Consider the following 26,471-nt stretch of genomic DNA (forward strand, 5'->3'; position numbering starts at 1 on the left):
TCTACGGGACGTGGGCCGTCGGGGGTCTCGTGGAAACCTGCGCGATGAGGAAGTCGAGCAGGACGCGGTTGAAGTCGTCGGGGCGCTCCAGGTTGGGAAGGTGCCCCACGCCGGGGAGGGTGACGCGGGTGAGGGCGGGCACGCGCCGCGCGAGCACCTCTGCGTTCCGCAGCATGACGGGGTTGTCCCTGTCTCCCACCATGACGAGCGTGGGCGCGAGGAGGTGCTCAAGCTGGGTATAGGCCGGGGGCGACAGGAATCGAGCGAGGTGCGCGCTCGCCAGGGACCCGCGATTGTCGAGCGTCCACTGCCTCACCACGGGCGCCAGCGAGGGCCGGGCCATGGCGGAGGCCAGGTAGTCGCTCTCGAGCCACGCCTCGGCGACGGCCCGGGCATCCGTTCCCCTCTCCGAGTCCAGGAGGTCGGTGAGCCAGACATTCTCCTCGGGAGCGGGCGGAGCGCCTTGGATGCCGGGCGCCACGAGCACGAGGCAGGAGACTCGCTCGGGCCAGGCCAGGGCGAAGTCGAGCGCGACGCGCCCGCCGAGCGACAGCCCGACGACGTGGACCCGGTCCATTGAGAAGTAGTCGAGCAGGGCGCGCAGATCCTCGTAGGGGGCGTAGGGCTGTCCCTCGGGCACGTCCGACGAGCCGAAGCCCCGCAAGTCGTAGCGCAGGGTGGTGAAGTGCCGGGCGAGGGGCCCTACCTGCTCGTTCCACAGGCGCATGTCGAGCAGGCCACCGTGAAGCAGCACGACCGGGAAGCCGTCGCCCTGGAGCTCGTAGTGCAGGCGGGCTCCGTTCACCGGAGCGAAATCCCGCACGGGTGGAGTTGGAGTGGTCATGCCAGGGAGAAGGTATGCATCGGCCGCCGCTGGTGGCGGACGCCCCCGGGTGCTAACCCGTGCTCCCCGCTGAACGTTTCCCCGGAGCCCCCATGAAAGCCCTCTTCCTGGCGGCGGCGCTCGCCGCCACTCCGCAGCCCGCTCGCACCCCGGCCTCGAGCACGCCTGCCGCCGAGGCCACTTCCTCCACCGCGCAGTCCTTCTTCGTGGCGCGGCTCGGCCATGACGCCATCGTCCGCATGTTCGCGCCGGGCGTGCCCGCGCTCTCCCGGGACGAGAAGCGGGTGGCCTGGCACCTCTCGCTCGCGGCGCACGCGGGTGAGGAGATTGGCTATGACCAGCTCGGCTGGGACGCGGTGGCCCTCAAGCGGCTGCTGGAGAGCGTGTATCTGTTCGGCCGCGAGGGCCACGCGGAGCCCGGCTCCTTCGACGCGAAGCTCGCGGACTATCTGGCGCGCTTCTACGGCCAGACGGGCAACCATGAGCAAACGACGGGCCAGAAGTTCGTCCCCGACTTCACCCCCGCCGAGCTGGAGGCCGCGGCGGTGCGGGCGCTGAAGGCCGGGGCCCCCCTGGGCGTGAAGGACGAGGCGGCGCTGAAGGCGTGGTTGGGTGGACTGAAGCCCTCGCTCTTCGATGCGGACTTCGAGCCGCAGCTCACCTCGAAGGCGCCCCCGCCGGGGAAGGACCTCCTCACCGCCTCGGCGAACACGGCGTATGGCCGGGGCGTGACGCTGAAGGACCTGGAGGGCTTCCAGGAGAAGAACCCGCTCAACTCGCGCGTGGTGAAGGTGGACGGGAAGCTGGTGGAGCAGGTGTTCCGCGCCGGGACGCCCGACGGGAAGGTGCCGCGAGGGTTGTACGCGGAGGAGCTCTCGCGCGTCAGTGCCCACCTGCGCGAGGCGGCGAAGTCCGCACCGAAGGACCAGAAGGCCGCGCTCGAGAAGCTGGTGCGCTACTTCGAGACGGGCGACCTGAAGGACTGGGACGCGTACAACATCGCCTGGCTGAAGGCGAACCCGATGGTGGACGCCAACATCGGCTTCATCGAGACGTACGTGGACGCGCGCGGCCAGAAGGGACAGTGGGGGGCGCTCATCAACTACCGCGATGCGCGGGAGAATCGGGTGATGGAGCTCATCGCCCGCCGGGCGCAGGAGTTCGAGAACCGGATGCCCTGGCCGGACGCGTACAAACGCAAGAAGGTGGCGACGCCGGTGGCCAAGGCCATCAACCTGGTGACCAGCTACCCGGGACCGCCCGCCGGCATCAACCTGCCCAACGAGCAGCACATCCGCGAGAAGTACGGCAGCAAGAGCGTGCTGGTGAGCAACGTGATGGAGGCCGCCGCGGCGATGAAGCGGCTGCCGCTGGCCATCGAGTTCTCCCGCACGCCCGAGGAGGCCGCGAAGGCTCGCCAATACTCCGTGACCGCGCGCAAGTGGCTGGTGGCGTTCCACGAGGTGCTGGGACACGCCTCGGGGCAGGTGGACCCGAAGCTGGAGGGCGGCCCCTCGCGCTACCTGAAGGAGTACGACAACACGCTGGAGGAGGCGCGGGCGGACCTGGTGGCGCTCTGGCACGCGTTTGACCCGTCGCTGGCCGCGCTGTCGCCGGAGCACGAGCGCATCGCCGAGCAGATGTACCGCGACTACCTGGTGGAGGGGCTGACCAACCTCAACCAGGTGCCGGAGGGAGACGCCTTCGAGGAGGACCACCAGCGAGGCCACCACATGGCGGTGAACTTCCTGATGGAGAAGGGCTCGGTGACGCAGGTGACGGAGGGCGGAGGGGAGGGGAAGCCGGGGCGCACCTCCTGGGTGGTGGTGGACTACGGGAAGATGCGTGCGGCGGTGGGAGAGCTGCTCTCGAAGCTGATGGTCATCAAGGCGACGGGGGACTACGAGGGCATCCGCAAGCTGGTGCAGGAGAAGGGCATCCGGTTCGACCCGAAGCTGCGCGACGAGGTGGTGGCGCGCGTGCGGGCGGTGGAGGTGCCGGCGGATGTGCTGCTCATCTCGCCGAGGCTGGTGCCGGTGGTGGATGGGAAGGGGCAGGTGGTGGACGTGAAGGTGCGGCACGACCAGGGCTTCATCGAGCAGCACCTGGAGCGCAGCGTGCTGGGCAGGCTCACCCCGGCGGAGGCCACGCGGGTAGCGGCGAGGCTGGCGGCCACCCCGGAGGCGCTCGCGGAGGAGTACCGGAAGCTTCCGAGACAACCCCTCTCCCCATGAAGAGGCGCAGACCCAGGCCGAGAAGGCCGAGCTTCAGTGGCTGGTTCTGCCGTTCATGAGCAGCCCGGACATTATGTGGCTTCCGTTTCACAGAAAGTGATAAGATGAGATAAACCCAAAGGGGGGGATCGCGAATGCTGGAGGCCCAGCGGATTCAGCGGTGGATGGCCGTATTTATCGTGGCCTGCTGTATGGCCAGTCCGGCGCGAGCTGCTGAAACGCCTACCGGTGAGCCCCTCCCCGTCTATGTCAGCGATCGGTTCCGAACAGTCTCTCGTCGACTGGCGGAACAGGTCGTGCGCGAGCAAATCGAAAAATCCTGTCCACCGGAACAGCCCCTCTGTCCGGCCGTGGCGGGTGCACTCAGCGATGCTTTTGGCGCCGCGCTGACCAAGGATGCCGCGCATTTCAAGGCGACCCTCAACAACTTCTTCGTGGAGAGCTCCGTCAACCTGCTGTTGTACGAGGTCCTGTCTCCCATTTCCGGTGAGGACGCGGCGGGGAAAGACACGGAGAAGCTCGCGCCCCTGATTCAGTGCCTCGCTGAAGGCCTGGCGGAGCAGAGCGTCGTCTCGAGCAGGTGCAAGCCGGGAACCGAGCAGGCCGTGAAAGACCTCAAGGACGCGCTCGGCGTGGTGGGCTGCGGCACGCCCGCCTCCTTGGGAATTGACACCGACTGTCACGTCATCGACCGGGTCATCGCGCGTGTCTCGGCTGGGCAGGCCGTCGTGCCCGCCGACGCAGCACGGGCCCTGGCCGCGGTCATGACGTCCCCGACGGTGCAACGGGCTGACCTGCGCAGCTATCTGCTCAACTTCGCGGAGCTGCTCGAGCAAGGAATGGAGTCAGGACTGTTCCGTCCGACAGCCGAGTTCCTCGAGAAGCAGCTCCACGACGAGGACACGGTGCAGGAGCTCATCAAATACAACCCGCTCCCCCCTACTCCCCACTTCGGCCACGCCCTCGCTTCGGCCGCCAACGACGGGGAGTTCGCCCAGGCGCTCAAGGACTGCGGTCAACCCCTGGATGCCTTCAATGAGTGGACGCAGGTACGAGCAAAAGGCTTTATCGACAAACAGCGCCGGGCGCTGCTGAAGGGGGAGCCTGTCGATGCAACGCCCTACCAGAAGCTCATGAGCTATGCGTGCCCCAGTCCCCCTGCCGGTGGTGGGACCGCCGCGCAGACCGTCACGATGCTCCGGCAGAACGCGGCGTTCGAATACTCGGCCCTCGTCGTCTACAACGGCATCACCCGCTATGCCGTTCCCCTCCTGGCGGCTGCCGCTCTTCTCGATTACGTGCGCAACTCGGACGTGGCCGTGTTCGACGATGCGGTGCGGCGTATCGTGGCCTTCGCCGTGAGGCAGTTGACGGTGCGAGCCCTCATGCTCCGTGACCTCGAGGCGGAAGAGGCTGCTCCCACCGATCCGAGCAAGCGGATCCAGAAGCTACGTCCTCTCAAGGACGCGCTCACCGTCTGCGAGGTGCAGGACATCCTCTTCTTCTTGAGTCCCCAGGCCTATTCGCATCCTGCCGCGGGTACTGTGTGCTTTGCGTTCAAGTCCCGGGCAGTCAGTATCGCTTCGGATGTGAGCCCGTACGCCATTCCCGCTACCGGGTTGACCCCGGCCTTGCGCGCACAACGCGCGGAGCGCCTCGCCGAGGCAACTTCCGGATTTCTCGAAGGGCTCCAGGCGCTCACTTCCACGCAGTCCTCCTTGCGTGAGCTGGAAGTGGGCCAACTGTTGCGTGTGGCGGCCTTCACCGTCGAGGGACGTGACGACGTGGCCAGGAAGAGCCTGGCTCGCTTTGGTGTCGATCTGCTCGTCGCCCAGGTGGACAGGCGCTCCAGCTCCATGCTTGGGGTCACGGAGAAGGCGTGTGAGGAGGATCGGAGGACGACGAGCATCTTCGAGGTCTTCACGGACAGCAAGGTCGGTGCCTGCGTCGCCCTCGTGTTGATTCGCAGCGCCTACTTCCCCATCGCCGACTTCCTTTGGGAACAAGGGTTCAAAGAGAGCACGGCGGAAGAGCTCGCCACGCGCACCTACACCTCACTCGCGCAGTCGAGGTCTCTGGATTCCATGCCCTTCATCTTCAACGTGGGTCTAGGAGCCTGTCGGAATACCTCGGCTACCCACTACATGAGGGGTAGTGCGACTCAAACACACCGCTATGGTTGGTATGTAGGAGTCGTTTTTCGGCGATTCTCCGACAAGCTCCTAGGGGCCAACTACATCATGCCGCTCACCAGCAACAGCGTCTGGCGAGACGGATATGGGGCTTTGACCGTGGTCGATAAATTCGGCCTCGCGTTCTACAAGTACAATGGCCGCTCCACTCAACTCGAGTTCGGTCTCTTCGCCGGCGGCTTCCTCGATGCCTTGGTGCGCACGGTGGCGGATACGGGCGAGGACGAGCGTTACTGGCTGACGGGCCTCACGCTGGGCGCTCCGCGAATGTGGGGCAAGGACATCGGGTTGGAGGGGCACGTTGGCTTCGCCATGCCGTTCTCGTTCAACAACCGTGACCGGTTTGGTTGGACCGTAGGTGCTACGTTGGTTGTCCCAGTGTCTGCAGTGCTTGGTGAAAAGGAGTGAAAATGGCGGCCAAGAAGCCAACGACCGATGCCCCGGCTGAAGACACCGCATCAACGCACTTCTGTTGGAATTGCGGCCAGGAGGTCGCAGGAAAGACCAAGGCCGCTGCCGAGACGCTCGTCGTAGCCTTCTGCAAGGCGTGCGGAAGGCAACTGGATGAGGAGGGGAAGTGCACGAGGAAGAAGTGTTCTCGTTTCGGCCTGAAGGCGTCCCTCCTGTAGTGGCTCTCCCCGCAGGCGGATGGAAGCAACTCCTGGAGCGGGAAACCGATAATCTCCCGTCGGACCATGTCATGTGCATGGCCCGGCCCCCGCCCCCCGAGGTCACGAAGCATGAGCGTCAAAGGACTTCCCGACAGCGTCGTCACCTCCTTGTCGTCGCTCTCCAAGGCCCAGCAGGACGTCCTGGCCTCGGCTCCGGACGAGATGAAGCCCTTCCTCGCGGCGCAGATGAAGATGCAGAAGGAGCAGGAGCTCTCGGAGTGGATCACCAAGATGCTCAAGGGTGACCACGAGCAGGCCACGAGCGTCCTGCGCAATGTTGGCGGCTGAGCCGGTCCCACCCCTGGCCTCCTGAAACTGGCACGGCGTGGGTTTCCTTCGGGTAGTTTCCTCCGCCAAGGAACCTTCCCATGCCCTATTCCGTCTGGTTGACCTCCCACCACCGCATCGAGGATGTCCAGTCCGGTGCGCCGGACCAGCTCACCCTCGAGAACCTGCGTGCCTGTCTGGAGCTGCTCGCGCGCTCGCGTCCCATCCAAGTGGCGAGCCGGCCCGATGGCTCCCATTGGGTGTTCCGCGCGGGAGAGGCCCCAGCGCTGGCCCCCCTGTTGATGGCGGGCGTGTGGCCCAACAACGGTCCCCAGATGGGCACCATCCAGCTCTCGCTGAGTGTCACCAGCCCCTTCTTCATGGCCAACCTGCTCGAGCTGCTCTCCTTCACGGCGCTCGTCACCGAGCAGCTCGGACTGCGCGCCTTCGAGGGCGTGCACGGCCGTGAGGTGACGGGGGACTCCGTGCGCCAGCTCACCGACGCCCAGGGCGCTTATGCGCGAGACCTGGCCCGTGCCTGGCAGCAGAACCGCGCGCAGCTCCATCCCAACCTCCGGATGCCTCTCGAGTTCCCCGCGGGCAACCAGGACAATGCTCCCCACTTGCTGGCGCTGGTGCTCGAGTACCCGAATCTGCCACCGATGGAGCAGTTGCTGGCGGAGCCACCGGAAGGCCAGGGCGTGGAGGTCCGGGGCACGCAAGGGCTCTGGTTCGACAAGGCCACCCGCCAGCCGGTGACGTGGTTCTCCATCAATAATCCCCAGGCTCCGCAGGACATGTTGATCTGGCCCCAGTGGGGGGAGGAGCCCTTCGCGCGGACGGCGCACACCACCTTCGAGGCGGCCGTGCGGCTGCGCGCGCGCGCCGGGGGGCGTGTGTTGTGGAACGGAGCGCCCGTCACTCCCGAGCGGACCTCCTGGCTGCAGCGCTACCCTGAGCTGCTCGGCGTGGAGCTCCTCCAGCTCGTTACGAACAACTGGGAGCCCGTCACCCGCAAGGCGTAGGCGCCGTCGTTCCTCACGGAAGTGTTGGATGAGGCAGGGCAAGCAGGCGAGCCAGCGCATGCTCGCCCGTGCCAGCCATCCAGACGTGTGTCCTGGTTTGTCGGTTGGGCGCCCACCCGCGGGGCAGAGGCGGTTGATCCAATCCGAAGCCCTTCCGTCAAACAGAGCCAGAGCGCCCTTTCCGGGGCCGGGCCGGATGGCCGGATGTGGCGCCTTGTGCGTGAGGAGATGACCTTGAACACGACGACGCTTCGCAACCTTTGGGCCGCGGTGGTGGTGCTGGGTCTGGGCACCGGGTGTGGAAATACCGTGCAGGTGAAGGGGCGGGTGACGGACGGCGAGGGAACGCAGCCGCAGGCGGTGGTGGCGGGAGCGGCTCGGCTAGGGGGCTCGGGGACGGTGACGGCGGCGACGCAGGTGCGCGCCAAGGCCGTGGGGCCCAAGGGCGAGCTGACGGTGGTGGCCGAGGCCAGGCTGGAGGCCCAGGGGCGCTACACGCTGGACGTGCCCGCGGGTGAGGCGCAGCTGGTGCTGGAGGCGGTGGATGCCTCGGGCCAGGTGGTGGCTTCGGCGCTGCTCGAGGCCACCACCGAGGGCAAGGACGCGGTGGCGCCGCCCATGGACTCGGAGAGCTCGCTGGAGGCCGAGGTCTTCGTGCAGATGATGATGGACAAGCCGGAGGCGGAGACGGTGGACATGGTGGACGTGCGCGCCCGCCTCAACGCCAACATGGCGGCGGCGGCGCGGCAGGGCGCCTCCACCAACGAGGCCTTCCGCTCGCGGGTGAAGGCGCTGGCGGATGCGGTGCGCGCGGCGCAGCAGGCGGAGCTGGAGATGTACGCCAATGCGGGCGTGCAGACGAGCCAGACGGCGCTCTTCGAGCAGGAGCTGGCGGCGGCGGCGGCGCTGAACGTGGCGCTGGATGCGGGCGGCTCGGTGGAGCAGGCCTATGACACCTTCCACGCGGACCTGCGCGCGGCGGCCGAGCGGCTGGGCGCGAAGGTGGAGCAGCAGGCCCAGAGCGAGCGCGCGGCGAGCGCCTCCTTCCGGGCGACGGTGAAGGCACGGCTGTCGGCGGAGGACGCGCAGCCGCTGGTGGACGCGACGCTGAGGGCCTCGGCGGGCATGGAGGCGCGGGCCTCGGGGGCGGCGCTGGCGGCCATCCTCGCGGCGGCCAACGCGGCCGATGACGTGAAGCAGCAGGCAGTGACGGCGAGCACCACCCTGCGGGCCCAGGTGCGCTCGTCCACGAGCGCGGCGACGGCGGCGCAGGCCTTCGCGAGCTTCGAGGCGGGCCTGGCGGGGCGCACCAACGTGCAGGCCTCGGTGCTGGGCCGCTACCTCGGCGTGAACACGACGAACCAGCTCGTGCTGAGCACGGCGGTGCAGGCGACGGTGACGGCGGCGGCGACGCTGAACGCCACGCTGGACGCTGCCGTCTCCACGGCGGTGTCGTCGAACGCGGTGGATGTCTCGATGCTGGCCACGAAGACGGCGGAGGCCTACCAGGCCTACGCGGCGGCGGTGCGCGCCCAGGGCACCGCGCTGGCCGTGTTCGGCGCGAAGGCCACGCCCGCGGTGGAGCTGCTGGTGGTGGCCGACGGCTCCTTCCAGCTCAGCCGGTAACGCGACCTCCAAGGCGAGCCAGCCGGGCGTGCCCGTGTTGGACACGGTGACGGAGCGGGTTTGACCTGCCCTGATGCCCCTTCGGTGAGGAGGGGAGGGAGGCAGCCGAGGGGTCGCTGTTCCAGCTTTCGTCCGGGTACTCCTCTCGTGACGGAGTGATTGCTCCTCCCGTCACGGCGGGGAGGGGGACATGAGGGGCAGCGGGTGGTGGGGAGGTGCTGAAGCTCATTGACGGCTACGCGCGCGAACTCCACCCCGTGGCCCTGCGGGATGAGGCGCGCTGGCTCCAGCAGTAGCGCTCCTTCGAGCGCTGGAGCGACCGCACCGACTTCACCACCCACGAGCAGGAGGTGGAGTACCTCCGCCGGTGGGGGACGAGCGGTGGAAGTCGCTGGAGCGGCGGCTACCGTAGGGCTCAGGAGCCCTGCTGGATGAGCTCCACCCGGTAGCCGTCCGGGTCCTCGACGAAGGCGATGACGGTGGTGCCGTGCTTCATGGGGCCCGGCTCGCGCACCACCTTGCCGCCGGCCTTGCGGATGGCGTCGCAGGTGCCGTGAATGTCCGTCACCCCCAGGGCCACGTGGCCGTAGGCATTGCCCAGCTCGTACTTCGAGGTGCCCCAGTTATAGGTGAGCTCCAGGGCCGGGTGGGTGTCCTCGGGGCCATAGCCCACGAAGGCCAGGGTGAACTTGCCATCCGGGTAGTCCTTGCGGCGCAGCAGCTGCATTCCGAGGACGCGGGTGTAGAAGTCGAGCGACTTGTCCAGGTCGCCCACGCGCAGCATGGTGTGGAGGATTCGCATCGGCGTTACATGGCATGACGCTCAGGGCGCTGCCAGGGGTTCATTCTGGGGTTTTTCGCTCGGGCACAGGGGCGTCTCCCAGACTGTCTGGGGCGTCTGGGGGCCGGCGCCGGTGCTCAACCACTTGCGTACCAACTCCACGCGGTCGCTGATGGGTGTGTCCGCGACCTCGTTGTGCATGTCCTGGGCCTCCTTCCGGGTCAGCACCCAACTCAGGGGCGCGTTCTCACGCAATTCAAAGGCGATGGTGGTGAAGAAGCAGGGCCGGTCGTGGTTGAAGTCGCCATTGAGGAACTCGAGCATCTCGTCATTGCGGAAGGACATGCTCGCCTCCCGCGCGCTCAGGATGGCCTCGGGCGGAGAGGTGAGGCCCGCCAGCCAGGTGACGACGGCGCTCGGCTCTGTCAGGGCCAACCGGGTGCGCTGCACGTCGTTCAACTGGTCGCGAATCTGGAGCACGAGGACGCCGGAGGTACACCGGCGCAGCCACGTGAGGTGCTGGTGGAGCCAGTGTGCCGCGACGTCCACGCCGTAGTTGTCGTAGTAGCCCGCGTCGACAACACGCACCCGCGGCTGGGTGGGCAGCCAGGCGGCGGGACTGACATAGGGGAAGGAGGCGCTCATCCTCGCCGCCGTGGCCACCTTCAGGGCCTTCTGTTTGCCTGGGAAGAGCCGGAAGAGGTTCACCCCGGAGAGCGACAGGGGCGTGGTGAGCTTCTTCGAGCCCAGTGTGTTCACGTCTGCTGTCATCAGCGAGCTGAGGGCCAGGTTGCTGACGAGCAGGCGCCGTCCATCCTCCACAATCATGGGCGAGTAGACGAGCGAGGGCCGCCAGCCCTCCGCTTCCCCTGGCCGCAGGTCCAGGAAGGTCCGCGCGAGCAGCCCGTTCGTGTGTGTAATCCACGCGTCCTCCATCGCCCGCTCTCGCCCCTCGGGGCCGGGCAGCAGCAGCGTGAGGGTCACGGGCGAGAGGCTGTCCTGCTGGATTCCGTATGGGAGGTTCGCGGCGGCCTCGTCGGTGGGGCCCTGCTCGGTGAGTCCCGCCACCCATGCGCCCGCGCCCACCATGCCGCCGGAAGCCCCGGAGATGAGCCGCACGTACCGATAGAAGCCGGGAATCTCCCGCTGCAGCCGCGTCAGCACGAGCGCCGTCCACAAGGCGGCACGGATGCCCCCTCCACTGGTGGTGATGAGCATCAGCTTCGGCCGCGGTCCGGCCGGGCACTGGTCGCGCTCACTGGCCGTCAGCAACGTCTCTGGCTGGGTCTCGGGCCGCATCTCGGGCCAGGCAGGCGCATCCGGGGGAGGTTGGGCTCGCATCCGTTGTAGCCACGCAGCGAGCGCTGCGTCGTCATCCAGGAGCTCGGCTCGCCCCGGATCCGCGAGCTGGTTGTCGTCGTAGGGCGGGGCCGAGTCGAGCTTCAGCTCCTCGTAGATGGCCTCGTCCGTGCAGCCCTTCATGAAGACGAGGAAGACGGTTATCGCCAGGAGCAGCGCGCCCGGGAAACGCTCTTGGAAGAAGAAGCGGATGGCGCCGTAGATGCTGGCGGCGATGCCCAGGGCGATGCAGACGACAGTGGCAGGGGGCAGCCAGGGGCCGAGCTCCCGGGGCCCCAGCACCGCCGCGAGAACATAGGCGAGCACGAGCAGCGCGAAGAGCAGCATCTGGAAGGTGTGCAGCTTCTTGTGAAGCGGGTCGTCCAGCTCGGGGTGGAAGCGCGTGAGCCGGGAGAAGACATAGCGGTCCAGCAGATCCTGGCTCCGGATGCGCTCGCCATGGCGATCCAGGTAGCGGGTGCACCCGAGCACGATGATGGCCGCGAGGAGCACGCCCCCGGCGAAGGCGGGTCTCCACGGGTTCTTGAAGAGGGCCGGTGCGGTGAGCGTCAACCCCAGCACCGGATAGGTCCACGTGTGGAAGAAGTACCAGGTGATGGGAGGAGGTGCCCTCTCCTTGCCATTGAGGCGCTTTGCGCGCGCCAGGGCCCAGGCATCATCTGCATCCAGCAAGTAGCCGATGAAGCAGATGTTGCCGAACAGCAGCCCGGAGGCGAGCCCCGCCAGGAGCGCCTTCTTCCATTCCTCGTGGAGGAAGAGGTTGGGCAGGCCCAGTGCCGCCAGTCCTCCCCAGACGGCGACCAGCGGCACCACCAGGAAGAGGAGCAGAAACGGGTAGCGCCACAGCCATTCGAGCAGAGGGCGTAGGGGTTGGAACGTCTCCCCCTTCCAGTAGAGCCCGCACCAGTACCAGAGCCTGCGCATGTCCGGGGATGCTACGCCCGGAAGTCAGGCTCGCGCGACGCGAGCAGAGCGGAGCGTGGGCTGGTGCACGGTCGGCTCCGTCTCCGGGGAGGGTCCCCTCATCCAGCGAGAGCGCGTGTCATCGTCTCCCAGGCGTGCAACCGGCGCTGCAGCGCGGTGAGCGCCCAGAGGTCCGCGGGGTTGTCCGGGGCCACGGCCGCGAGTGCCCGCTCCAGGTGGGGCAGGGCGCCTGGCTCGCCCCACTCGGAGAGCCGGCGCAGCGCGGACAGCGAGGGGCCTACCTCCAGTGCGGCCAGCAGCGTGTGCACCACGCGCAGGCTGCGCTCGCGGCACAGCCGATCCACCGCCTCGTGCCGCTCCTCGACGGAGGACTCGGGGTGCACCAGCACCGCGGAGAGCGCCTGGAACGTCTCCTCCGGCAGCATGGGTTGGGGGGCCGGGGGCGGCCAGTGCTCGAGCGTGATGCCGGTGGGCCCCGCCGCGCTGCACTCGCGCTTCACCCCATCCGCGCCGAGCAGCTCTAGCAGTTTTCCCTGAGAGGGAGTGCCCGCCTCCACCACCCGCCGCGCCCTCCCGGTGAGCGTGGCCGAGTGCCCCAGCAGGTGGATGCGCAGCACGGACACCTCTTCCTGGGCACAGGCCTCCTTCTCCACCCGCCTCCACTTCACGAAGACCTCGGCGAGCCCCCGCTCGTGCACGTACCAGCGGTACTCCAGCCACACGGCGCTCGGGCGCTCGTCGAAGCGGGGGTCCTCGGGCTCGTACATCCGGGCGGCGCCCTCCTCCACACCTTGGAATGAGGTGTCCAGCAGGGCCTGCACGTGGCTCAGTCGCATGGGGGTTGGGCGCAGTGTGCCATGAAAGGCTTCTCGACGGATCCGGTCCGGGCGGCTTTACTCTCGATGGGGGCGCGGCGGTGCGCTCCTCATTCCCAGGAGGAACATGATGGCGGATGGCGACAAGGTGAATCTGGCGACGCTCGGCGCCGAGGCGGAGTTGGTGCAGCTCGGGATGGCGGTGGCTGACGTGCTGGCGAAGCTGAACGAGGTCTCCGCGCAGCAGCAGCGGGCCATCTTGCAGCTCGTCGTGGATGCGCGCGTGGCCTGCGAGTCCGTGCGCGGTCCGTCGTCCGGGTCGAAGTCCGCCGCCCTTCCCCCCATCGAGCCCGCGCAGTCCGTGCCGCCGGCTGAGCGAGCCCCGGAGTCCGGCTCGTCCTCCGCCCACCCCGATGAGGTGCGGGTACGTGCCCTGGCCTCTGTCTACGAGGCGGCGGCGCAGGCGCTCGGCCTGGCGTTCCAGAACGCGGTGTCCAACCAGCAGCAGCTCAACGTCCTCGGGCAGGCGGCGCTGAGCCAGTCGGCCGTCCTCGTGCTCTCGGCCAGCTCCTCCAGCGAGACGCAGGGCGCGGCCCAGCCGGCCAGCGTCCTCAAGGCCGGCTGAACCGGACAGGGGAACCCGCCCTCAGCGCCGGGTGACGGCGGCCGGGGGGCTCCAGTCCAACTGGGAGAGGCCGCCCTCCGTGCCGAAGAGGACCGTGCCCTCCTCCACCAGCAAGGCGTACACGCGCGGATCCGCGAGCTTGGGCAGGGGGCGCACCGTGCCGCTCAGCGCGTCGTAGTGCGCCGCGCCCAGCAGTGTGCCCAGCAGCGCTCCGCCCGGCACCAGGGCAGTGGACACCACATAGCGGCTCGGCAGACCGTCCGCGTCGCGCACCCGCGTCCAGCGCTCACCGTCGAAGTAGCTGAAGCCGTCCTGGCACGTGCCCACCACCGCGCGCCCCTCTGCGTCCGCCGCGAGCGCCGTCACCCAGTTGTCCGTGAGGTGCTTGCCGTCATGGAAGCGCGTCCACTGCGTGCCGTCCCAGCGCAGGAGGCCTCGGTCCTCGCTCGCCACCCAGAGGAAGCGCCCGGCGCCATCCGCTCCCGAGACATGGGTGCTCCAGCCCTCCGGCAGGGGCAGCCGCTTCGCCAGCTCGAGCGGCTGGCTCGCCCGCTTCACGAAGGAAGTGCCACGCCCGTCCACCAGGGCGACGCCGTCCTCGGTGTCCGCCACCGCCGCCAGCACCGACAGCTTGCCGAGTGCCACCGGGTTGCGGCCTCCGTACGCCATGGGAGTCCACGTCTTCCCGTCGTAGAGGCCCAGCCCGTACATCGTGGCCACGTAGAGGTTGCGTCCGTCGCTGGCCAGGCCCAGCACGTGGTTGCTCGGGAGGTGGGGCGTGCGGAACGTCCGCCACTTCCCGTCGGGCTGCTCCCAGCACACGCCCTTGTCAAAGGTGCCTACCACCCGCTGCCCCTGATGCCGCGTCAGCGCGGTGATGTGGTTGCCGCAGAGCTGGCCGGTGGGCGTCACCCGCTTCCACTCCCTGCCCTGGCGCCGGAAGACGCCCTGGCCGCGTGTGCCCGCCCACGCCACGCCATTCATCTCGAGGGCATTCGTGGCGCTGGTGGGAAGCGCCCGAGCCTCGCCGGAGCGCTCGCCCCAACGCCGCGCCTCACCGTCGGCGCCGAGCACCTGCGTCTCGCCCTTCGGGTCCTTCGCATACGCGAGCGGGCCCGTGGGCACCGGGAGCGAGATGAGCCCCTCCGGCCCCAGGGTGAAAGTGCCCTCGGTGGTGCCCACGCGCAGCGCGCCCTCCGTCTCTTCCAGCATTCGCACCGGTCCTGGCACCGTCCATATGCGCCCCGAGCTCGGCGCCAGCACCCGCCCGTCGGCCGTGCCCAGGTAGCCCTCGGTGAAGGCCGTGTACGTGGAGCCCTCGGGCAGCCGCTCCGAGAGCCAGCCGAGTGCCGCGCGGTAGAGCTCCGCGTTCATTCCCCCCGCTTCCGGCAGCGCGTGCCACTTCGCCCCCATCACCGGAGTCACTCGCCAGGCCGTGTCCACCGCCACCACGCCCTCATCCGTGGCGGCGAAGAGACGGTTGCCCGCGACTTCCAGCGCACGGCAGAAGTGGCTCGGCAGGCCGTCGTCCACCGTCAGCGTGCGCACCGGGCGGCCCGCGCGGGTGAAGAGCTCCAGGCCGCCCTCGGTGCAGGCCACCACGTGGTCGTTGTACGCGGCGAGGTCGTGCACCGTCTCGGTGTTGGTGACGGTGGCGGAGAGCAGGGCGGCGGTCAGGGTGGAGAGCAGCATGTGTGTTTCCTCGGGGAGAAGGCGGTGTGCGCCTTCCCGCCTGGCGACGTTGCGAACCTCGGGCCAGCGCGTAACCGCTCGGAATCCCTTGGCCGCGTCTCCCTCCGGCCTCGGCGTGTGGCTGGGCGCCAGCACCGGGCGGGAGGGAGAGGGCGGGGTTACTGCTCGATGGTGAGGGCGACGCGGAGCTTCTCGCGGCGCTCGAAGCGGTTGCCGGCGGCGTCCCGCGCCACGAGCACCAGTTCGTACTCCCCGGGCTCGGTGCCGGCGGGCACCACCAGCTCCCGGGTGAAGCGCAGGCCCTCGCGCGTCTCCAGGAGGTGCTGCACGTCACCGAAGAGCTCGCCGTAGACACTCACCTCCTTGGTGGCCTCCACCGCGTCCACTTCCAGCCGCAGCGTCTGGCCTGGCGCCAGCAGCCGCGAGGACAGCGTCACCTCGAAGTCGTTGCCCTTGGAGTCCAGCCGGTAGCGCACCTCGCGCCGACGCACCGAGCCGTCCTTCATCTCCACGGCCACCAGCACGTCGTAGTACCCGTCCTCCACCCAGAGCGGCACCAGGAAGCGGCCCCGCCAGTAGCCGGAGACGGTGTCGAAGGTGAGCGGCTTCACCAGGCCGAAGGGGAAGTAGGCCGTCACCCGTCGCGCGTCCCTCGGCGCCACCACGGAGATGATGGGGTCTCCCGGCGGAATCTCCTCGCGGCTCAGCTCACCGGAGACGGCTGCATACGAGGTGCCCTCGGGCAGCTCCACCGGCACCAGCTCGCGCACCGTGTCGCCGCCGGGCTGGGTGCGCGCCACCTCCTCCACCGCGACGAAGGAGGTGTACTTGCTCATCAGCCCGTACTGGAGCGCCGTGGCGGTGATGGCCTGGACCACCTCGGGCTTCTCTCCGCGGTAGTTCGCCACCGTCAGCTCCTCGATTCGCTGGCGCGCCCAGAGGCTGCGCAGCGCCCGGTGCTCCGGCGCGGACGCGGGGAAGGTGAGGGGCACCTCGAACTGGCGCTCCTGGCCACGCACGCGGCCGGTGATGCGCAGCACGCCCTGGCCCGTGCCGTTGAACTTGCCGATGACGAACAGCGGCTGGCCGCTGAAGAGATCCGGCATGGTGCGCGGGTAGACGTCCGACACCGGCATTCCATCCGTGTCCACGCGCACGGACGTCAGCACCGGGCCGCGGATGCGCGACTCGAACTCGCGAGCCACCTCGTCCTCGGGGCGCTTCAGGTTGACGAAGGTGGAGGCGCCGCGTCCCGCCTCGCCCATCTTCGCGACGAGGTAGCGGTTGACGTCATTGCCCACGCCCACGCTGAAGACGCGCGTCTCCTCGCGCAGGTGTTGCTGGAGGGTGCCGAGCACCTGGTCGTCATTGCCGATGAAGCCGTCCGTCATGAGCAGCACCATGCGCAGGCGAGCCGGGTCGTTGGCGGGCACCATGGCCTCCTGGGCCGCCACGCGCACGTCGGTGCCACCACCGCCCCAGAAGTTGGCCACGTAGGGCAGGGCGCGTGCCACGTTCTCCGGCGAGGCCGGCACCGCGGCGGGGGCGAACTTCGTCACCTGCGTGTCGAAGTTGAGCACCTGGAAGGTGTCCTCGGGGTGCAGGTGGCGCAGCACCTCGGCGGTGATGGCCTTGGACTTCTCGATGGGCGGGCCGGACTGCGAGCACGAGGTGTCGAGCACCAGGTACAGCTCGCGCGGCACCACCTCCTCCTGCTTCGGCTCCAGCTGCGGGTTGAGCATCACGAGGAAGTAGCCCTCCTCGCTGCCGGGCTCGCGGTGCACCAGCACGGCCGGGCGGATGAGTGCGTCCGCCACGCGGTACTCCAGGGTGAAGGTCTTGTTGGGGATGCGGTCGTCCGAGGCCAGCTCCACGCGGGCGCGGTTGGTGCCCTCGCGCGTCGTCGTCACGCGGTGCGAGGTGGAGCGCAGCTCGTGCACGGGCACGCCCGCGTCCAGGCGCACGTTGAGGCGGATGTCACGGCCGCTGCGCAGCTCGGGCGGCAGCACCGGCGGGGTGATGCGGCTCGCGTCGGGGACGGTGGTGGTGTCCGGCGCGGTGCCCTCGCCCTGGCGGAAGGCCATGGGCTCGCCGCCGATGTAGCGCGGGCCCACCGTCATGGGGAAGTTGAAGCTGTACTTGCCGCTCTCGTAGACGAGCCGCTCCACATAGTGGATGCGCACGCGGATGGTCTCTCCCGGGAGGATGTTGGCCACCGACTGGGTGAAGAGGTTGGGGCGCTCCTGGTCGAGCAGCGCGGCCGTTTTCCCCTCCGCGCGGGCGCGCTCGTAGGTGTCACGCGCCTGCTCGCGCGTCTGGATGACGCCGCGGATGACGCGCTGGCCGATGACCAGCTCCATGGCGTCCACGGCGGCCTTCTCCGGCAGCGGGAAGACGTAGAGGGCCTCGAGCGGCTGGGCGTAGGGATTCTCGAAGACCTGGGTGACGGTGACGCTGGCGAGGAAGCCACTCACCTCGGCGTCCACCTCGGTGTGCTTCAGGCTGAAGTGCTGGGGCTGGGACTCGGGGCAGCCCTGGGTGGAGGCGTGGTGGCGGAGCTTCGCCACGAGCGTGCCCTGGGTGATGGCCCCGGAGCTCAGGGGCGAGGCGGGAGTGGGGCAGGGAGTTTCTCCCGCTTCCCGCTCCTGGGCGGAGGCAGGGACGGACAGAAGACAGACGATGAGCGCGGCGAGTGCGGCTCGCATGAGAGTCCTCGGACTGGATGGGTACGTGCCGGGACAATGCAGCCCCTGGGCCAGGGGACGGAGTGCGCTAAGTGTGCGGAAGTACTGGGAGTGGTGGGGCCGTGGACCCGCGCGCCCGGGGGCGGGCCATGGGTTGTGGCTTGCTGACCGCACTCGCATAGCGTGCGCGCCCATGCGACGACTCTCAATGCTTGCCGTGGGAATGCTGCTGTTGTCCGGGTGTGCCTCCACCAATGCTGCCCAGCGGGCGGTGACTCCCGAGGAGGAGGCGCTGTTGCGCACTGACCGCGAGTTCAACGCGGCCACGCAGGCCCGGGGGGCGGATGGCTGGGTGTCCTTCTTCGCCAAGAACGGCTCGATGATGCGGGACAAGGGTCCCATCACCGGCCACGAGGCCATTCGCGCCGCGGTGGAGCCCGGCTTCTCCAACCCGGACCACTCGCTCACGTGGGATCCCCAGCGGGCGGAGATCACACCGGGAGGGCGGCTTGGCTTCACCACGGGTCGCTTCCTCAGCGTGCGCAAGGACGCGAACGGTCAGCGCGTGGAGTCTCGCGGCTCGTATATGAACTTCTGGGAGAAGCAGCCGGACGGCGCGTGGAAGGTGGTGGTCGACATCGGCGACCCGGACGAGCTGCCGCCGCCCCCTCCCACGAAGCCCGCGGGGCAGTGAAACCTATGCTCTGGGCGGAAGAGTGAAGTGAGGGCGGTTTTCTGACCCATTTCACTTGTCACCGGTGACAAGTGGAATGGACCGGCCTCGTTTCACTGGTCACCGGTGACAAGTGGAATGGACCGGCCTCGTTTCACTGGTCACCGGTGACGAGTGGAATGGACCCGCCCCGTTTCACTGGTCACCGGTGACGAGTGGAATGGACCGGCCCCGTTTCACTGGTCACCGGTGACGAGTGGAATGGACCGGCCCCGTTTCACTGGTCACCGGTGACGAGTGGAATGGTTCTGCCCGAGCTACTCGGCGAGGGCCTTGTCGAGGGCGGTCTTGAGCTCGGTGCTCTCCGGCGTGACCGAGCTGGGGAAGGCAGCGCGCACCTGGCCGTCCTTGCCCACCACGTACTTGTGGAAGTTCCACTTGGGCTCGCCGTGCTTGCGCGCGAGGAACTCGTAGATGGGAGACTGGCCTTCGCCCTTGGTCTTCACCTTCTCGAGCATGGGGAAGGTGACCTTGTAGCGAAGCTCGCAGAACTTGGCGATCTGCTCGGAGCTGCCGGGCTCCTGGCCGCCGAAGTCATTGGAGGGGATGCCGAGCACCACCACGCCCTTGGCCTTGTACTCGCCCCAGAGCTTCTCCAGACCCGCGTACTGGGGCGTGTAGCCGCACTCGGAGGCGGTGTTCACCACGAGCACCACCTTGCCCTTGTACTCGGAGAGGTTGGCGGGCTGGCCGTTGAGCCGCTTGAACTGAAGGTCATGGAAGGACATCGCACGCTCCGCGGAGATAGCGGCCGTGCTCAGGAGGAGGGCGGCCGCGGTGAGGGAAAGCAGTCGGTTGGACATGCCCCCCAGGATGCCTGAACCGGTGGCGCGTTTCTCGGGCTGTCAGTCGAGGAAGCGGCGCTCCCATCGGCGCAGGTCCTCGGGAGGGAAGTCGGGATCGAAGCCGCGTTCCTCATGATAGAGCCAGGGCTCCAGGACGCGCGCCAGCTCCCGGTAGGCGGGAAGCGTGTTGCCCTGCTCGGTGTCCCCCGCTTCTGGCCAGGGGCCGAGTGTGATGACGGCGCGCTCCCCTTCCAGCTCCTGGACAGTCGTGCCCGGGGAGGACAGGCGCGAGCGCAGGCTCGACGCGCCGCCCAGCTCGCCCAGAATGGGCTGGCCCAGGAAGGTGAGCCAGGAGGGGCCGCGAACCCGGAAGCCGAGTTTCCACGAATGCCAACTCGGCTTCGGGATGTCCAGGCCCGGGTAGCGGAAGCAATGCTCTCGGACTTTCCTCAGCATGCCGATCAGGCTCATCTCGCCCCTGAAGGCGAGGCCCACCTGCCCGAAGCAGAAGGGCAGAGGAGCGGCCAATTGCAGCGCCAGCTCACGCAGCCGGTTTGGACCGTGCTCCTCGAGGTACTCGGTGGGAAGCCAGAAGCCCACCATGCTTGACGCATCCGGTTCGCCGTCCAATGAGGGGGCGGGGGTGCCGAGCGGTTTGCCAGAATAGTCGAAACCGTACTGGTCCTCGAGGTTGGAGTCATCATCGCGCAGCGCGATCATGGGCCATTCGTCTTCGAGCAGCTCACGCCGGATCTCCTTCCACCCGGAGTCATCGAGCAACTGCGTGTATCCGCTGTGCTCCACGTATGTGCCGAGCGCCCCTGGCCCTACCGCATTCAGGTAGGTTTCCAACGACTGAAGCACTCCCCGCATGATCTCCTGGTGGGGGTGGCGGATGTAGAAACAGAGGCTCAGGCTGTCTCGGAGGATGATATGTCCGGCTGGGTGGTAGACACGGATGCGTGGATGGTGCCCGCTCATGGCATGACTCCTATCCAGGGGAGGATTGGCTTGGGTTCAACTCCCAGGGCTTCGTAATACACCTCGTTTTGCCAACGGTCCGCATGGGGCCCTTTTTTATACTTGCACCAAGGGACTTGAGCACTACTCACACAGGGAAACTTGAAGTCATAGACGGCCAGGGGCAAGAGCGGATTGCCCGCGTGGATGACGATGTCTGGCTTGATGGTGCCGAGCAACTCGCTGTAGCAGCCCTCCTCCAGCAACGCCTCTTCCTTCTCCGCGCTGATCAGCTCACGCTGCCGGGTGTCCGTGTTGTAGCGGTAGCGCGGCTCCCGGCTGAAGCCGCCCGGACGCAGCGCGCTCAATTCCACTTCCGCACACGCGAGCGCCACCTTGTGCATCTCCTCGCCGAGGAACATGGCCCGTGTCCTCTCCTTGCCTCCGAAGTTCTTCTTCTCGCGGCACTCCGCTGGGGTGGGGCTCCTGCCTTGCATGTGCTCGCGGAGCACCTGCTCGCGGGCCATGTTGGCGCACTTCGTCAGCTTCTGCTCGATGGCCTTCCGGTGCGCCTCATTGAGCACTGCCGCGACCGCACCGGCCGAGGTGCCGAGCTCCGCCGCGCGTTGTACGGCCTGCGGTATGACGGCCTCCTCTCCCGCCATGCGAGCGCACAGGGCGGGTTGGGTCCGGCAGGAGCTCGATGCCGAGTCGAGGGACTGCGCGTAGGCCTGTGAGGCCAGGAGAAGCACGCTGGCCAGCAATGTGCCAGACCTTGGCCGGAACGTGAGTCTGCCTCGTGGTGGGGATGAGAGATGATTCATGTGCCCTACGCTGGGTGACGGGGGACCGCAGTCTGCCGTGTGAGAGGCGCTGAGCGTGGAACTGAGACGGAAGAGCGAGGCAGGTCAAGGACGCTCCGGGTCCGGTTTCCCTCAATGCACCGTCTTACAGGGGAGGGCGCCCGGCTGGGTGGCCTTGCGCTGCAACTGGCGAGCACCCGCTGTGTGGCGCGGTCCGCCATGAAGCGTCCCATCGGCCGGGGGGTGTAGTTGCCCAGGGCGGGGAGACCGGGGGGGCCTGTCCTCCGGGTCAGTTGCCTGGGTAGCATGCGAGCGTGCTCGTCCAGACGCTCCTGCTCGTTCCCCTGCTCTGTGCCGCTCCCCCTGAGCGCGTGGACCTCGTCTTCGGGGGAGATGTCATTCCCCATGGTGAGGTGAAGGAGGCCGCGGCCGACCACACGCGCGCCGACTCTGGGGACGCCGGCCCCGCCCGGTCGCTCAACAACGAGGGCTGGGACCATGTCTTCGGGCCCATCGCCGACGTGCTGCGCTCCGCGGATGTCGCCATGGTGAACCTGGAGACGCCCATCAGTGGAAACCCGGACGCCCGCACCGCGCCGCTGCTCTTTGATGCGCCGCCCGCCATGCTGCACGCGCTGGCCGCCGCAGGGGTGGATGTCGTGTCCATCGCCAACAACCACGCCTACGACCAGCGCCGCGTGGGCGTCCAGGCCACCTGGAAGCACCTGTCAGAAGCCGGTCTGCTGGGAGTCGGCTCAGGTGAATCGGAGGCCGCCGCGTGGGAGCCGCTCATCATCGAGAAGCAGGGGATGCGGATCGGCTTCCTGTCCTTCACCCGGTGGCTCAACGGCGCCCGCAATCCCGTCGACCCCGAGACGTCGCCCCACGTCGCCTATGTGCCCTACAAGGGCAAGGTGAGTGGGAGCTGGCAGTCTCCCGACTCGGCCGCGGAGCTGGTGCGCGCCGCGGCCCGGCGCTGTGACGCGCTGATCGTCTCCATCCACTGGGGCACCGAGTACTCGCACACGCCGCACCCGGAGGATCGGAAGCTGGCCCGCGCCCTGCTGGAGGCCGGTGCGCTCGCCATCATCGGCCACCACCCTCATGTGCTGCAGCCTGTCGAGGCGTATCGCACCTCCTCCGGGCGCGACACGCTCGTCGCCTTCTCGCTGGGCAACCTCATCGCCAACCAGGACCGGCACTACATTCACGGCCGGCAGATGGAGGCGGATGGCAGCAAGCGTGACTCCATGCTGCTCCGGTTCTCGCTCACCCGTCCCCAGCCGGGAGCACCCGTGTCGCTGGAGGGCGTGTCCGTGTTGCCGGTGTGGATTGAGAACAACCACTATGTCGCGCTCGGCCGTAACCGGGTGCCGCGTCACATCCAGCCCGTGCTGCTCGACGCGGAGCTGCAGGCCATTCAGGAGCGGCTCTTGATGCTCTCGACCCGGGCGCTCACCCAGCCGCGTGAGGTCCGTCAGGAGCGCACCGCGCTCGAGCGCCGGTTGGACATGGCCCGGCACCGGCGCGAGCTTATCCTGCGTATCACTCGGCCTCCCGGCTCCGACGTCGCTCCGACGGAGTCCGGGCGCCGTCCCGCGGGTTAGCGCTGCTGCTCGGGCTGCGGGCGTGCGCCCGGCGGAGACACCGTGTCCTCGTCGACCTGACCCTCGTTGTGGTCGAGCCCCTCGTCATTCTTGCCCGGCTGGAGGACGCCCTCGTCCTCGTCGCGCACGGTGTCCTGTCCGGTGCTGCCCGCGCCTCCGGTGCCGGGCTCATCCATGATGTCCTCGTCCGGGGCGCTTGGATCGATGGAGCCACCGGTGCCGGGCTCGTCGAGGGTGTTCGGCTCCTGGGTGGTTCCCTGATCCAGGGCGCCGCCGGTGCCAGAGCGCTCCAGGGTGTCCTCGTCCTGAGACTGCGTGCGCGTGTCGCCCGCGCCGCCAGTGCCGGACCGGTCGAGCGTGTCCTGCTCGGGAGGGAGGGCCTCCTCGCCCTGGAGGTCGTCCTTCGTGTTGGGACGGGCCCCGTCCTGCTCCTGCTGTTGTTGCAGGAGGTCCTGCGGGCGTGCCTCGGCTTCCGCGCGCTTGCAGCCGGTGCCCAGCACCAGGGAGCCGGCGAGCAGTCCCACCAGCGGGAGTCCCGTCTTCATCTTTCCGGCCATCGTTTCCTCTCCTTTCGGGAATGTGGGGGGCCTGAATCGGGAACGTGGGCACGCGAGGGGTGACCCCGCAGGAGGCGCCTGCCCCCCTGGGCGCTCCCCATCCACGCGGGGGAGAGGGGACGCCCCTGGTTGTGGGGACTTGCACGACCCATGGAGCAAGTCTCTAGGCGCGGGTTGGCCTCTCGGGTAATGTCCTCCAACGTCTCTTTGGACGTCACGCACCATGGCCTCGAAACGCACCCCTCCTCCACCTTCGCAGCAGCGCATGGATGACAAGCTGGCTCTTGCCCTGGGGGCTGCGGCGCGTGCCGCCCGGGTGCGTGCGGGGCTTACCCAGGCGGAAGCGGCCGAGAAGGTAGGTCTGGCCCCCGGCGTCTACGGCCGCATCGAGCGCGGGGGGATGATGCCCAGCGTCCCCACTCTGAGAAAGCTGAGCATCATCCTGAAGATTCCCTCGGACACGCTGCTGAGCCTGAGCCACTCGGAGGTGACGGCCTGGGTGGACTCGTTGCCGGCCAAGGAGGAGCGCTCGCCGGATTTGCGGAAGCTCTCGCGCTCGTTGCGCAACCTGTCCCCGGCCCAGCTCAAGGTGCTCAACGTCATTGCCACCGCGCTCACGCGCTGACTCCCGGGTCGGGAAGGTACAACCGACCTGATTGGAGAGGTTGGCCATTTTTTGGGCCGCCGGCCGGGAGGTTTGCGGGTGCGGATCGAGTCGATGAGCCCCTTGGCGCGGTGGTGGTACGCCCTCAAGCCGGCGAGCTGGCCGAAGGTGCTCGTGCCCGCGCTGTTCGGACAGGCCGTGGGCGCGGCCGCCGCCGGCCACTTGTCGCTGGGCGCGCTCGTGTTCGGCGTGCTGTGGATGGTGGCGGACGTCTCCTTCGTCGTGCTGCTCAATGACTGGGGAGATCGCGAGGTGGACGCCCTCAAGCGCCGCATGTTCCCCCAGGGCTGCTCGCCGAAGACGATTCCCGACGGCATCCTCCCCGCCGGGGCCCTGCTCGCCGCGGGACTCGGGGCGGGCGCGGTGGCGTTGCTCCTGGCTTGGGGCGCGGGTGTTGTGCTGGGGCGCCCGCTGCTGCTGCCCCTGGCGGCGTCGGGCCTGCTCGTCTTCGCCGTCTATACGCTGCCTCCCCTGCGGCTCAACTACCGAGGCGGAGGCGAGCTGCTGGAGATGGTGGGCGTGGGCGGGGTGCTTCCCACGCTGCATGCGTATGCCCAGTGCGGCCAGTGGGCGCCCGCGTGGTGGGTGTCGCTGGCGCCGGGCCTGCTGGCGCTGTCGCTGTCGAGCGCCCTGGCCAGCGGGCTGTCCGACGAGGAGAGTGATCGCGCCGGGGGCAAGCGCACCTTCACCACGGTGCTGGGCAACGCGGTGGTCCGCCGGAGCGCGGAGGTGTCACTGTTCGTTGGCGTGCTCCTCTGGCTGGCGGCGTCCTGTCTGGCCGAGGACGCACCTCCCCTCGTCGTGGTGGTGCCGGCCGTGGTGCTCGCGCTACCTTTCGCCATGCGTCTGGTGGGGAGGAGCCCGTCCGCGGTAACGAATGCCTTTGGTGCGCAGTCGGCATACAAGGGAGAGCTCCACCGCGCCATCTGGTGGGGAACGTTCGTGCTGTCGGTGCTGGTGCTCGTCGTTGGCCTGGGAGGGTGGAAGTGAGAGGACTTCCGAAAAACATCCTCGCCGGGCTGGAGCAGCTGTCTCCCCTGCTCGGAGACGCGGCCTCGCTCGACACGGGCCGGTCGAGGGCGCTGCTGCCGGTGGAGCTGGCGGCGCGGCTGATGGACGGTCATGACGGCGTGGAGAAGGCACGCGCCTTCTGCGAGGGCCTGGGCGAGGTGGTGCGGGCGTTCGCGGACGACTTCCCAGAGAACATCTTCTGGGACCTCGACCATCTGGCCTGCCGCATGTGGAACGCTGGAGAGCCCGAGGAGATCCTCAGCTTCGCGCGCCGGGTGGTGACGCTGTGCCGGGGCTTCGGCAACAAGTCGGAGCTGCGCTTCCGCTACGCCCATGACTTCCTGTACGGCTATGACTGGGCCCGCTGGGTGGTGCGCCAGCCGGAGAGGCGCGCGACCATCGGGCCCTTTGACCTGGAGTTCTTCGACTACCTCGAGGGCCGGCTGCGGACGCTCATCGAGCTCATCTCCGAGAACGACACCAAGTACCGGAGGCTCCAGGGCCAGGAGTTCCGCAACCCCTTCTCCTTCTGCCGTGAGCCTCGCGAGGAGGCGCACCTGCACCAGGTGTTGGCCCAGGCGGACTTCATCCCCGTGAAGGCCTGGCGCTTCGATGGGGATTGCCGCTGGGACCTTCCGTTCACGGACCTGCGGACCGAGGCCGCGCGGCGGCTCGGGCTATCGCGAGAGGCCTCATCGTGAAGGACGGGGGCGGGACGCTCCGGGCCTGGCTCCAGGCCTCGAGGCTGCCCTCGCAGTCGTACATCGCGCTCCCCCTGCTGCTCGGGCAAGTCGTCGCCGTGCACATGCGGGGAGGTGCGCTCGACCTGGGGACGCTGGTGGGAGTGCAGCTCTTCGGGGTGCTGGACCAGCTCTTCATCGTCTACGCCAATGATTGGGCGGACCAGGAGACGGACCGACACAACCGCACGGCCACGCTCTTCTCTGGCGGCTCTCGCGTGCTGGTCGAGGGCCGACTCTCTCCCCGTGCGCTCGGATTCGCCGCCGCTGTCTGCGCGGGTGCGCTGCTGGCCCTGTCGCTGGGGCTTGCGCTGGTCCGGGGCGCTCCGCTGCTCGTGCCGTTGGCGGTGGCGGCGCTGGGACTGCTGTGGGCCTACAGCTATCCACCGCTGCGGCTGTCCTACCGAGGCGGCGGGGAGCTGCTTCAGATGGTGGGAGTCGCTGGAGTGCTCCCGCTCTACGGGTACATCGCGCAGGGCGGGGACTTCAGTCGCTTTCCCTGGGCGCTCGTCGCGCTCCTGCTGCCCACCCATCTGGCCTGTGCCATCGCCACCGCGCTTCCCGATGAGCCCTCGGACCGGGAGAGCGGCAAGCTCACGTTGCCGGCGCGAGTGGGCGGCGAGCGGGCCGCCTGGGTCATCGTGGCGCTGAATGGCCTCACCTTGGCGCTGGCGCCGTGGGGGCTGGGCGTCCTGGGCTTGAGCGCGGGCGTGGGGCTGCTGGTGCCGGCGGGGGCCACGCTCGCGGTGCTGCTGGTGCGTCCCGCGCCTCCCGGCTCTCGTCGCATCCCGCTTCGAGTCGCGGCCGCCATCACCGCCACCCTGGCCACCGTCGCGCTTCCACTGATTGGCTTGGCGGTTCCCTGAGCACGC

General features: G+C 68.5%; 23 protein-coding genes. 13 read left to right on the forward strand and 10 right to left on the reverse strand.

The window, feature by feature from the left end:
* Position 1: 1 nt before the first annotated feature.
* Positions 2-805, reverse strand: a complete 804-nt coding sequence (locus tag OV287_RS03730) for an alpha/beta fold hydrolase (protein WP_267532584.1) — start codon at positions 803-805, stop codon at positions 2-4.
* 131 nt (positions 806-936) lie between these two features.
* Between OV287_RS03730 and OV287_RS03735 the strand changes: the two genes are divergently transcribed.
* The 6 genes from OV287_RS03735 to OV287_RS03760 all read left to right on the forward strand — a co-directional run bounded on the left by OV287_RS03735 (position 937) and on the right by OV287_RS03760 (position 8,859).
* Complete coding sequence (locus OV287_RS03735) at positions 937-3,078, forward strand: dipeptidyl-peptidase 3 family protein (protein WP_267532585.1); 2,142 nt, start codon at positions 937-939, stop codon at positions 3,076-3,078.
* 350 nt (positions 3,079-3,428) lie between these two features.
* On the forward strand, positions 3,429-5,678 hold the full coding sequence (locus OV287_RS03740; protein WP_267532586.1) for a hypothetical protein: 2,250 nt from the start codon (positions 3,429-3,431) through the stop codon (positions 5,676-5,678).
* 2 nt (positions 5,679-5,680) lie between these two features.
* Positions 5,681-5,899, forward strand: coding sequence for a hypothetical protein (locus OV287_RS03745; RefSeq protein ID WP_267532587.1), 219 nt, complete (start codon positions 5,681-5,683; stop codon positions 5,897-5,899).
* A gap of 111 nt (positions 5,900-6,010) precedes the next feature.
* Complete coding sequence (locus OV287_RS03750) at positions 6,011-6,229, forward strand: hypothetical protein (protein ID WP_267532588.1); 219 nt, start codon at positions 6,011-6,013, stop codon at positions 6,227-6,229.
* 80 nt (positions 6,230-6,309) lie between these two features.
* Positions 6,310-7,233, forward strand: a complete 924-nt coding sequence (locus tag OV287_RS03755; RefSeq protein WP_267532589.1) for a hypothetical protein — start codon at positions 6,310-6,312, stop codon at positions 7,231-7,233.
* Positions 7,234-7,467: 234 nt separating this feature from the next.
* Positions 7,468-8,859 carry a hypothetical protein gene (locus OV287_RS03760; RefSeq protein ID WP_267532590.1) on the forward strand — a complete coding sequence of 464 codons (1,392 nt, stop codon included), beginning with the start codon at positions 7,468-7,470 and terminating at the stop codon, positions 8,857-8,859.
* A 415-nt stretch (positions 8,860-9,274) separates the two neighbouring features.
* Here OV287_RS03760 and gloA read toward each other — a convergent pair whose 3' ends face one another.
* From gloA to OV287_RS03775, 3 genes are all read right to left on the reverse strand, one after another.
* Positions 9,275-9,661 carry a lactoylglutathione lyase gene (gene gloA / locus OV287_RS03765; protein WP_267532591.1) on the reverse strand — a complete coding sequence of 129 codons (387 nt, stop codon included), beginning with the start codon at positions 9,659-9,661 and terminating at the stop codon, positions 9,275-9,277.
* A 21-nt stretch (positions 9,662-9,682) separates the two neighbouring features.
* Positions 9,683-11,923 (reverse strand): patatin-like phospholipase family protein, encoded by a 2,241-nt coding sequence (locus OV287_RS03770; protein WP_267532592.1) that lies wholly within the window; start codon positions 11,921-11,923, stop codon positions 9,683-9,685.
* 98 nt (positions 11,924-12,021) lie between these two features.
* Entirely contained in the window at positions 12,022-12,759 is a 738-nt protein-coding gene (locus tag OV287_RS03775; protein ID WP_267532593.1) for a hypothetical protein, read from the reverse strand.
* A gap of 106 nt (positions 12,760-12,865) precedes the next feature.
* Here OV287_RS03775 and OV287_RS03780 point away from each other — a divergent pair, with 106 nt between their 5' ends.
* Positions 12,866-13,363, forward strand: a complete 498-nt coding sequence (locus OV287_RS03780; protein ID WP_267532594.1) for a RebB family R body protein — start codon at positions 12,866-12,868, stop codon at positions 13,361-13,363.
* 21 nt (positions 13,364-13,384) lie between these two features.
* Here the strand turns inward: OV287_RS03780 and OV287_RS03785 are convergent, their stop codons facing one another.
* Both OV287_RS03785 and OV287_RS03790 read right to left on the reverse strand, forming a co-directional pair.
* Complete coding sequence (locus tag OV287_RS03785; RefSeq protein ID WP_267532595.1) at positions 13,385-15,055, reverse strand: ligand-binding sensor domain-containing protein; 1,671 nt, start codon at positions 15,053-15,055, stop codon at positions 13,385-13,387.
* Positions 15,056-15,213: 158 nt separating this feature from the next.
* Positions 15,214-17,760 carry a VIT domain-containing protein gene (locus OV287_RS03790; protein ID WP_267532596.1) on the reverse strand — a complete coding sequence of 849 codons (2,547 nt, stop codon included), beginning with the start codon at positions 17,758-17,760 and terminating at the stop codon, positions 15,214-15,216.
* 172 nt (positions 17,761-17,932) lie between these two features.
* Here OV287_RS03790 and OV287_RS03795 point away from each other — a divergent pair, with 172 nt between their 5' ends.
* Positions 17,933-18,433 (forward strand): YybH family protein, encoded by a 501-nt coding sequence (locus OV287_RS03795; RefSeq protein ID WP_267532597.1) that lies wholly within the window; start codon positions 17,933-17,935, stop codon positions 18,431-18,433.
* 296 nt (positions 18,434-18,729) lie between these two features.
* Here OV287_RS03795 and OV287_RS03800 read toward each other — a convergent pair whose 3' ends face one another.
* The 3 genes from OV287_RS03800 to OV287_RS03810 are packed head-to-tail and all read right to left on the reverse strand — an operon-like array spanning position 18,730 to position 20,882.
* Complete coding sequence (locus OV287_RS03800) at positions 18,730-19,275, reverse strand: glutathione peroxidase (RefSeq protein ID WP_267532598.1); 546 nt, start codon at positions 19,273-19,275, stop codon at positions 18,730-18,732.
* Between the two features lie 42 nt (positions 19,276-19,317).
* Positions 19,318-20,238 carry a type VI immunity family protein gene (locus tag OV287_RS03805; RefSeq protein WP_267532599.1) on the reverse strand — a complete coding sequence of 307 codons (921 nt, stop codon included), beginning with the start codon at positions 20,236-20,238 and terminating at the stop codon, positions 19,318-19,320.
* A complete protein-coding gene (locus tag OV287_RS03810; protein WP_267532600.1) occupies positions 20,235-20,882 on the reverse strand; it encodes a hypothetical protein in 648 nt (215 codons plus the stop codon). Before OV287_RS03810 ends, OV287_RS03805 begins: the two co-directional genes overlap by 4 nt.
* Before the next feature lie 452 nt (positions 20,883-21,334).
* Between OV287_RS03810 and OV287_RS03815 the strand changes: the two genes are divergently transcribed.
* Positions 21,335-22,627, forward strand: coding sequence for a CapA family protein (locus OV287_RS03815; RefSeq protein WP_267532601.1), 1,293 nt, complete (start codon positions 21,335-21,337; stop codon positions 22,625-22,627).
* Here OV287_RS03815 and OV287_RS03820 read toward each other — a convergent pair.
* Positions 22,624-23,184 (reverse strand): hypothetical protein, encoded by a 561-nt coding sequence (locus tag OV287_RS03820; RefSeq protein ID WP_267532602.1) that lies wholly within the window; start codon positions 23,182-23,184, stop codon positions 22,624-22,626. The two genes, OV287_RS03815 and OV287_RS03820, sit on opposite strands and share 4 nt — an antisense overlap.
* Positions 23,185-23,407: 223 nt before the next feature.
* Here OV287_RS03820 and OV287_RS03825 point away from each other — a divergent pair, with 223 nt between their 5' ends.
* From OV287_RS03825 to OV287_RS03840, 4 genes are all read left to right on the forward strand, one after another.
* On the forward strand, positions 23,408-23,809 hold the full coding sequence (locus OV287_RS03825; RefSeq protein WP_267532603.1) for a helix-turn-helix transcriptional regulator: 402 nt from the start codon (positions 23,408-23,410) through the stop codon (positions 23,807-23,809).
* A 93-nt stretch (positions 23,810-23,902) separates the two neighbouring features.
* Complete coding sequence (locus tag OV287_RS03830; RefSeq protein WP_267532604.1) at positions 23,903-24,838, forward strand: prenyltransferase; 936 nt, start codon at positions 23,903-23,905, stop codon at positions 24,836-24,838.
* Complete coding sequence (locus OV287_RS03835) at positions 24,835-25,560, forward strand: ferrochelatase (protein WP_267532605.1); 726 nt, start codon at positions 24,835-24,837, stop codon at positions 25,558-25,560. Before OV287_RS03830 ends, OV287_RS03835 begins: the two co-directional genes overlap by 4 nt.
* Entirely contained in the window at positions 25,557-26,465 is a 909-nt protein-coding gene (locus OV287_RS03840) for a prenyltransferase (protein ID WP_267532606.1), read from the forward strand. The genes OV287_RS03835 and OV287_RS03840 overlap by 4 nt, the downstream gene beginning before the upstream one ends.
* Positions 26,466-26,471 lie beyond the last annotated feature (6 nt).

Origin of the sequence: Archangium lansingense (assembly GCF_026626635.1) — a bacterium.
Taxonomy (GTDB): domain Bacteria; phylum Myxococcota; class Myxococcia; order Myxococcales; family Myxococcaceae; genus Archangium; species Archangium lansingense.

Excerpts from the sequence above, each read along its gene's own strand:
- OV287_RS03800 (WP_267532598.1), bottom strand. The coding sequence starts at position 19,275 with ATGTCCAACCGACTGCTTTCCCTCACCGCGGCCGCCCTCCTCCTGAGC.
- OV287_RS03750 (WP_267532588.1), top strand. The coding sequence starts at position 6,011 with ATGAGCGTCAAAGGACTTCCCGACAGCGTCGTCACCTCCTTGTCGTCG.
- OV287_RS03795 (WP_267532597.1), top strand. The coding sequence starts at position 17,933 with ATGCGACGACTCTCAATGCTTGCCGTGGGAATGCTGCTGTTGTCCGGG.
- OV287_RS03745 (WP_267532587.1), top strand. The coding sequence starts at position 5,681 with ATGGCGGCCAAGAAGCCAACGACCGATGCCCCGGCTGAAGACACCGCA.
- OV287_RS03810 (WP_267532600.1), bottom strand. The coding sequence starts at position 20,882 with ATGGCGGGAGAGGAGGCCGTCATACCGCAGGCCGTACAACGCGCGGCG.
- OV287_RS03735 (WP_267532585.1), top strand. The coding sequence starts at position 937 with ATGAAAGCCCTCTTCCTGGCGGCGGCGCTCGCCGCCACTCCGCAGCCC.
- OV287_RS03785 (WP_267532595.1), bottom strand. The coding sequence starts at position 15,055 with ATGCTGCTCTCCACCCTGACCGCCGCCCTGCTCTCCGCCACCGTCACC.
- OV287_RS03825 (WP_267532603.1), top strand. The coding sequence starts at position 23,408 with ATGGCCTCGAAACGCACCCCTCCTCCACCTTCGCAGCAGCGCATGGAT.
- OV287_RS03790 (WP_267532596.1), bottom strand. The coding sequence starts at position 17,760 with ATGCGAGCCGCACTCGCCGCGCTCATCGTCTGTCTTCTGTCCGTCCCT.
- OV287_RS03780 (WP_267532594.1), top strand. The coding sequence starts at position 12,866 with ATGATGGCGGATGGCGACAAGGTGAATCTGGCGACGCTCGGCGCCGAG.
- OV287_RS03805 (WP_267532599.1), bottom strand. The coding sequence starts at position 20,238 with ATGAGCGGGCACCATCCACGCATCCGTGTCTACCACCCAGCCGGACAT.
- OV287_RS03755 (WP_267532589.1), top strand. The coding sequence starts at position 6,310 with ATGCCCTATTCCGTCTGGTTGACCTCCCACCACCGCATCGAGGATGTC.
- OV287_RS03770 (WP_267532592.1), bottom strand. The coding sequence starts at position 11,923 with ATGCGCAGGCTCTGGTACTGGTGCGGGCTCTACTGGAAGGGGGAGACG.
- gloA (WP_267532591.1), bottom strand. The coding sequence starts at position 9,661 with ATGCGAATCCTCCACACCATGCTGCGCGTGGGCGACCTGGACAAGTCG.
- OV287_RS03775 (WP_267532593.1), bottom strand. The coding sequence starts at position 12,759 with ATGCGACTGAGCCACGTGCAGGCCCTGCTGGACACCTCATTCCAAGGT.
- OV287_RS03820 (WP_267532602.1), bottom strand. The coding sequence starts at position 23,184 with ATGGCCGGAAAGATGAAGACGGGACTCCCGCTGGTGGGACTGCTCGCC.
- OV287_RS03830 (WP_267532604.1), top strand. The coding sequence starts at position 23,903 with ATGAGCCCCTTGGCGCGGTGGTGGTACGCCCTCAAGCCGGCGAGCTGG.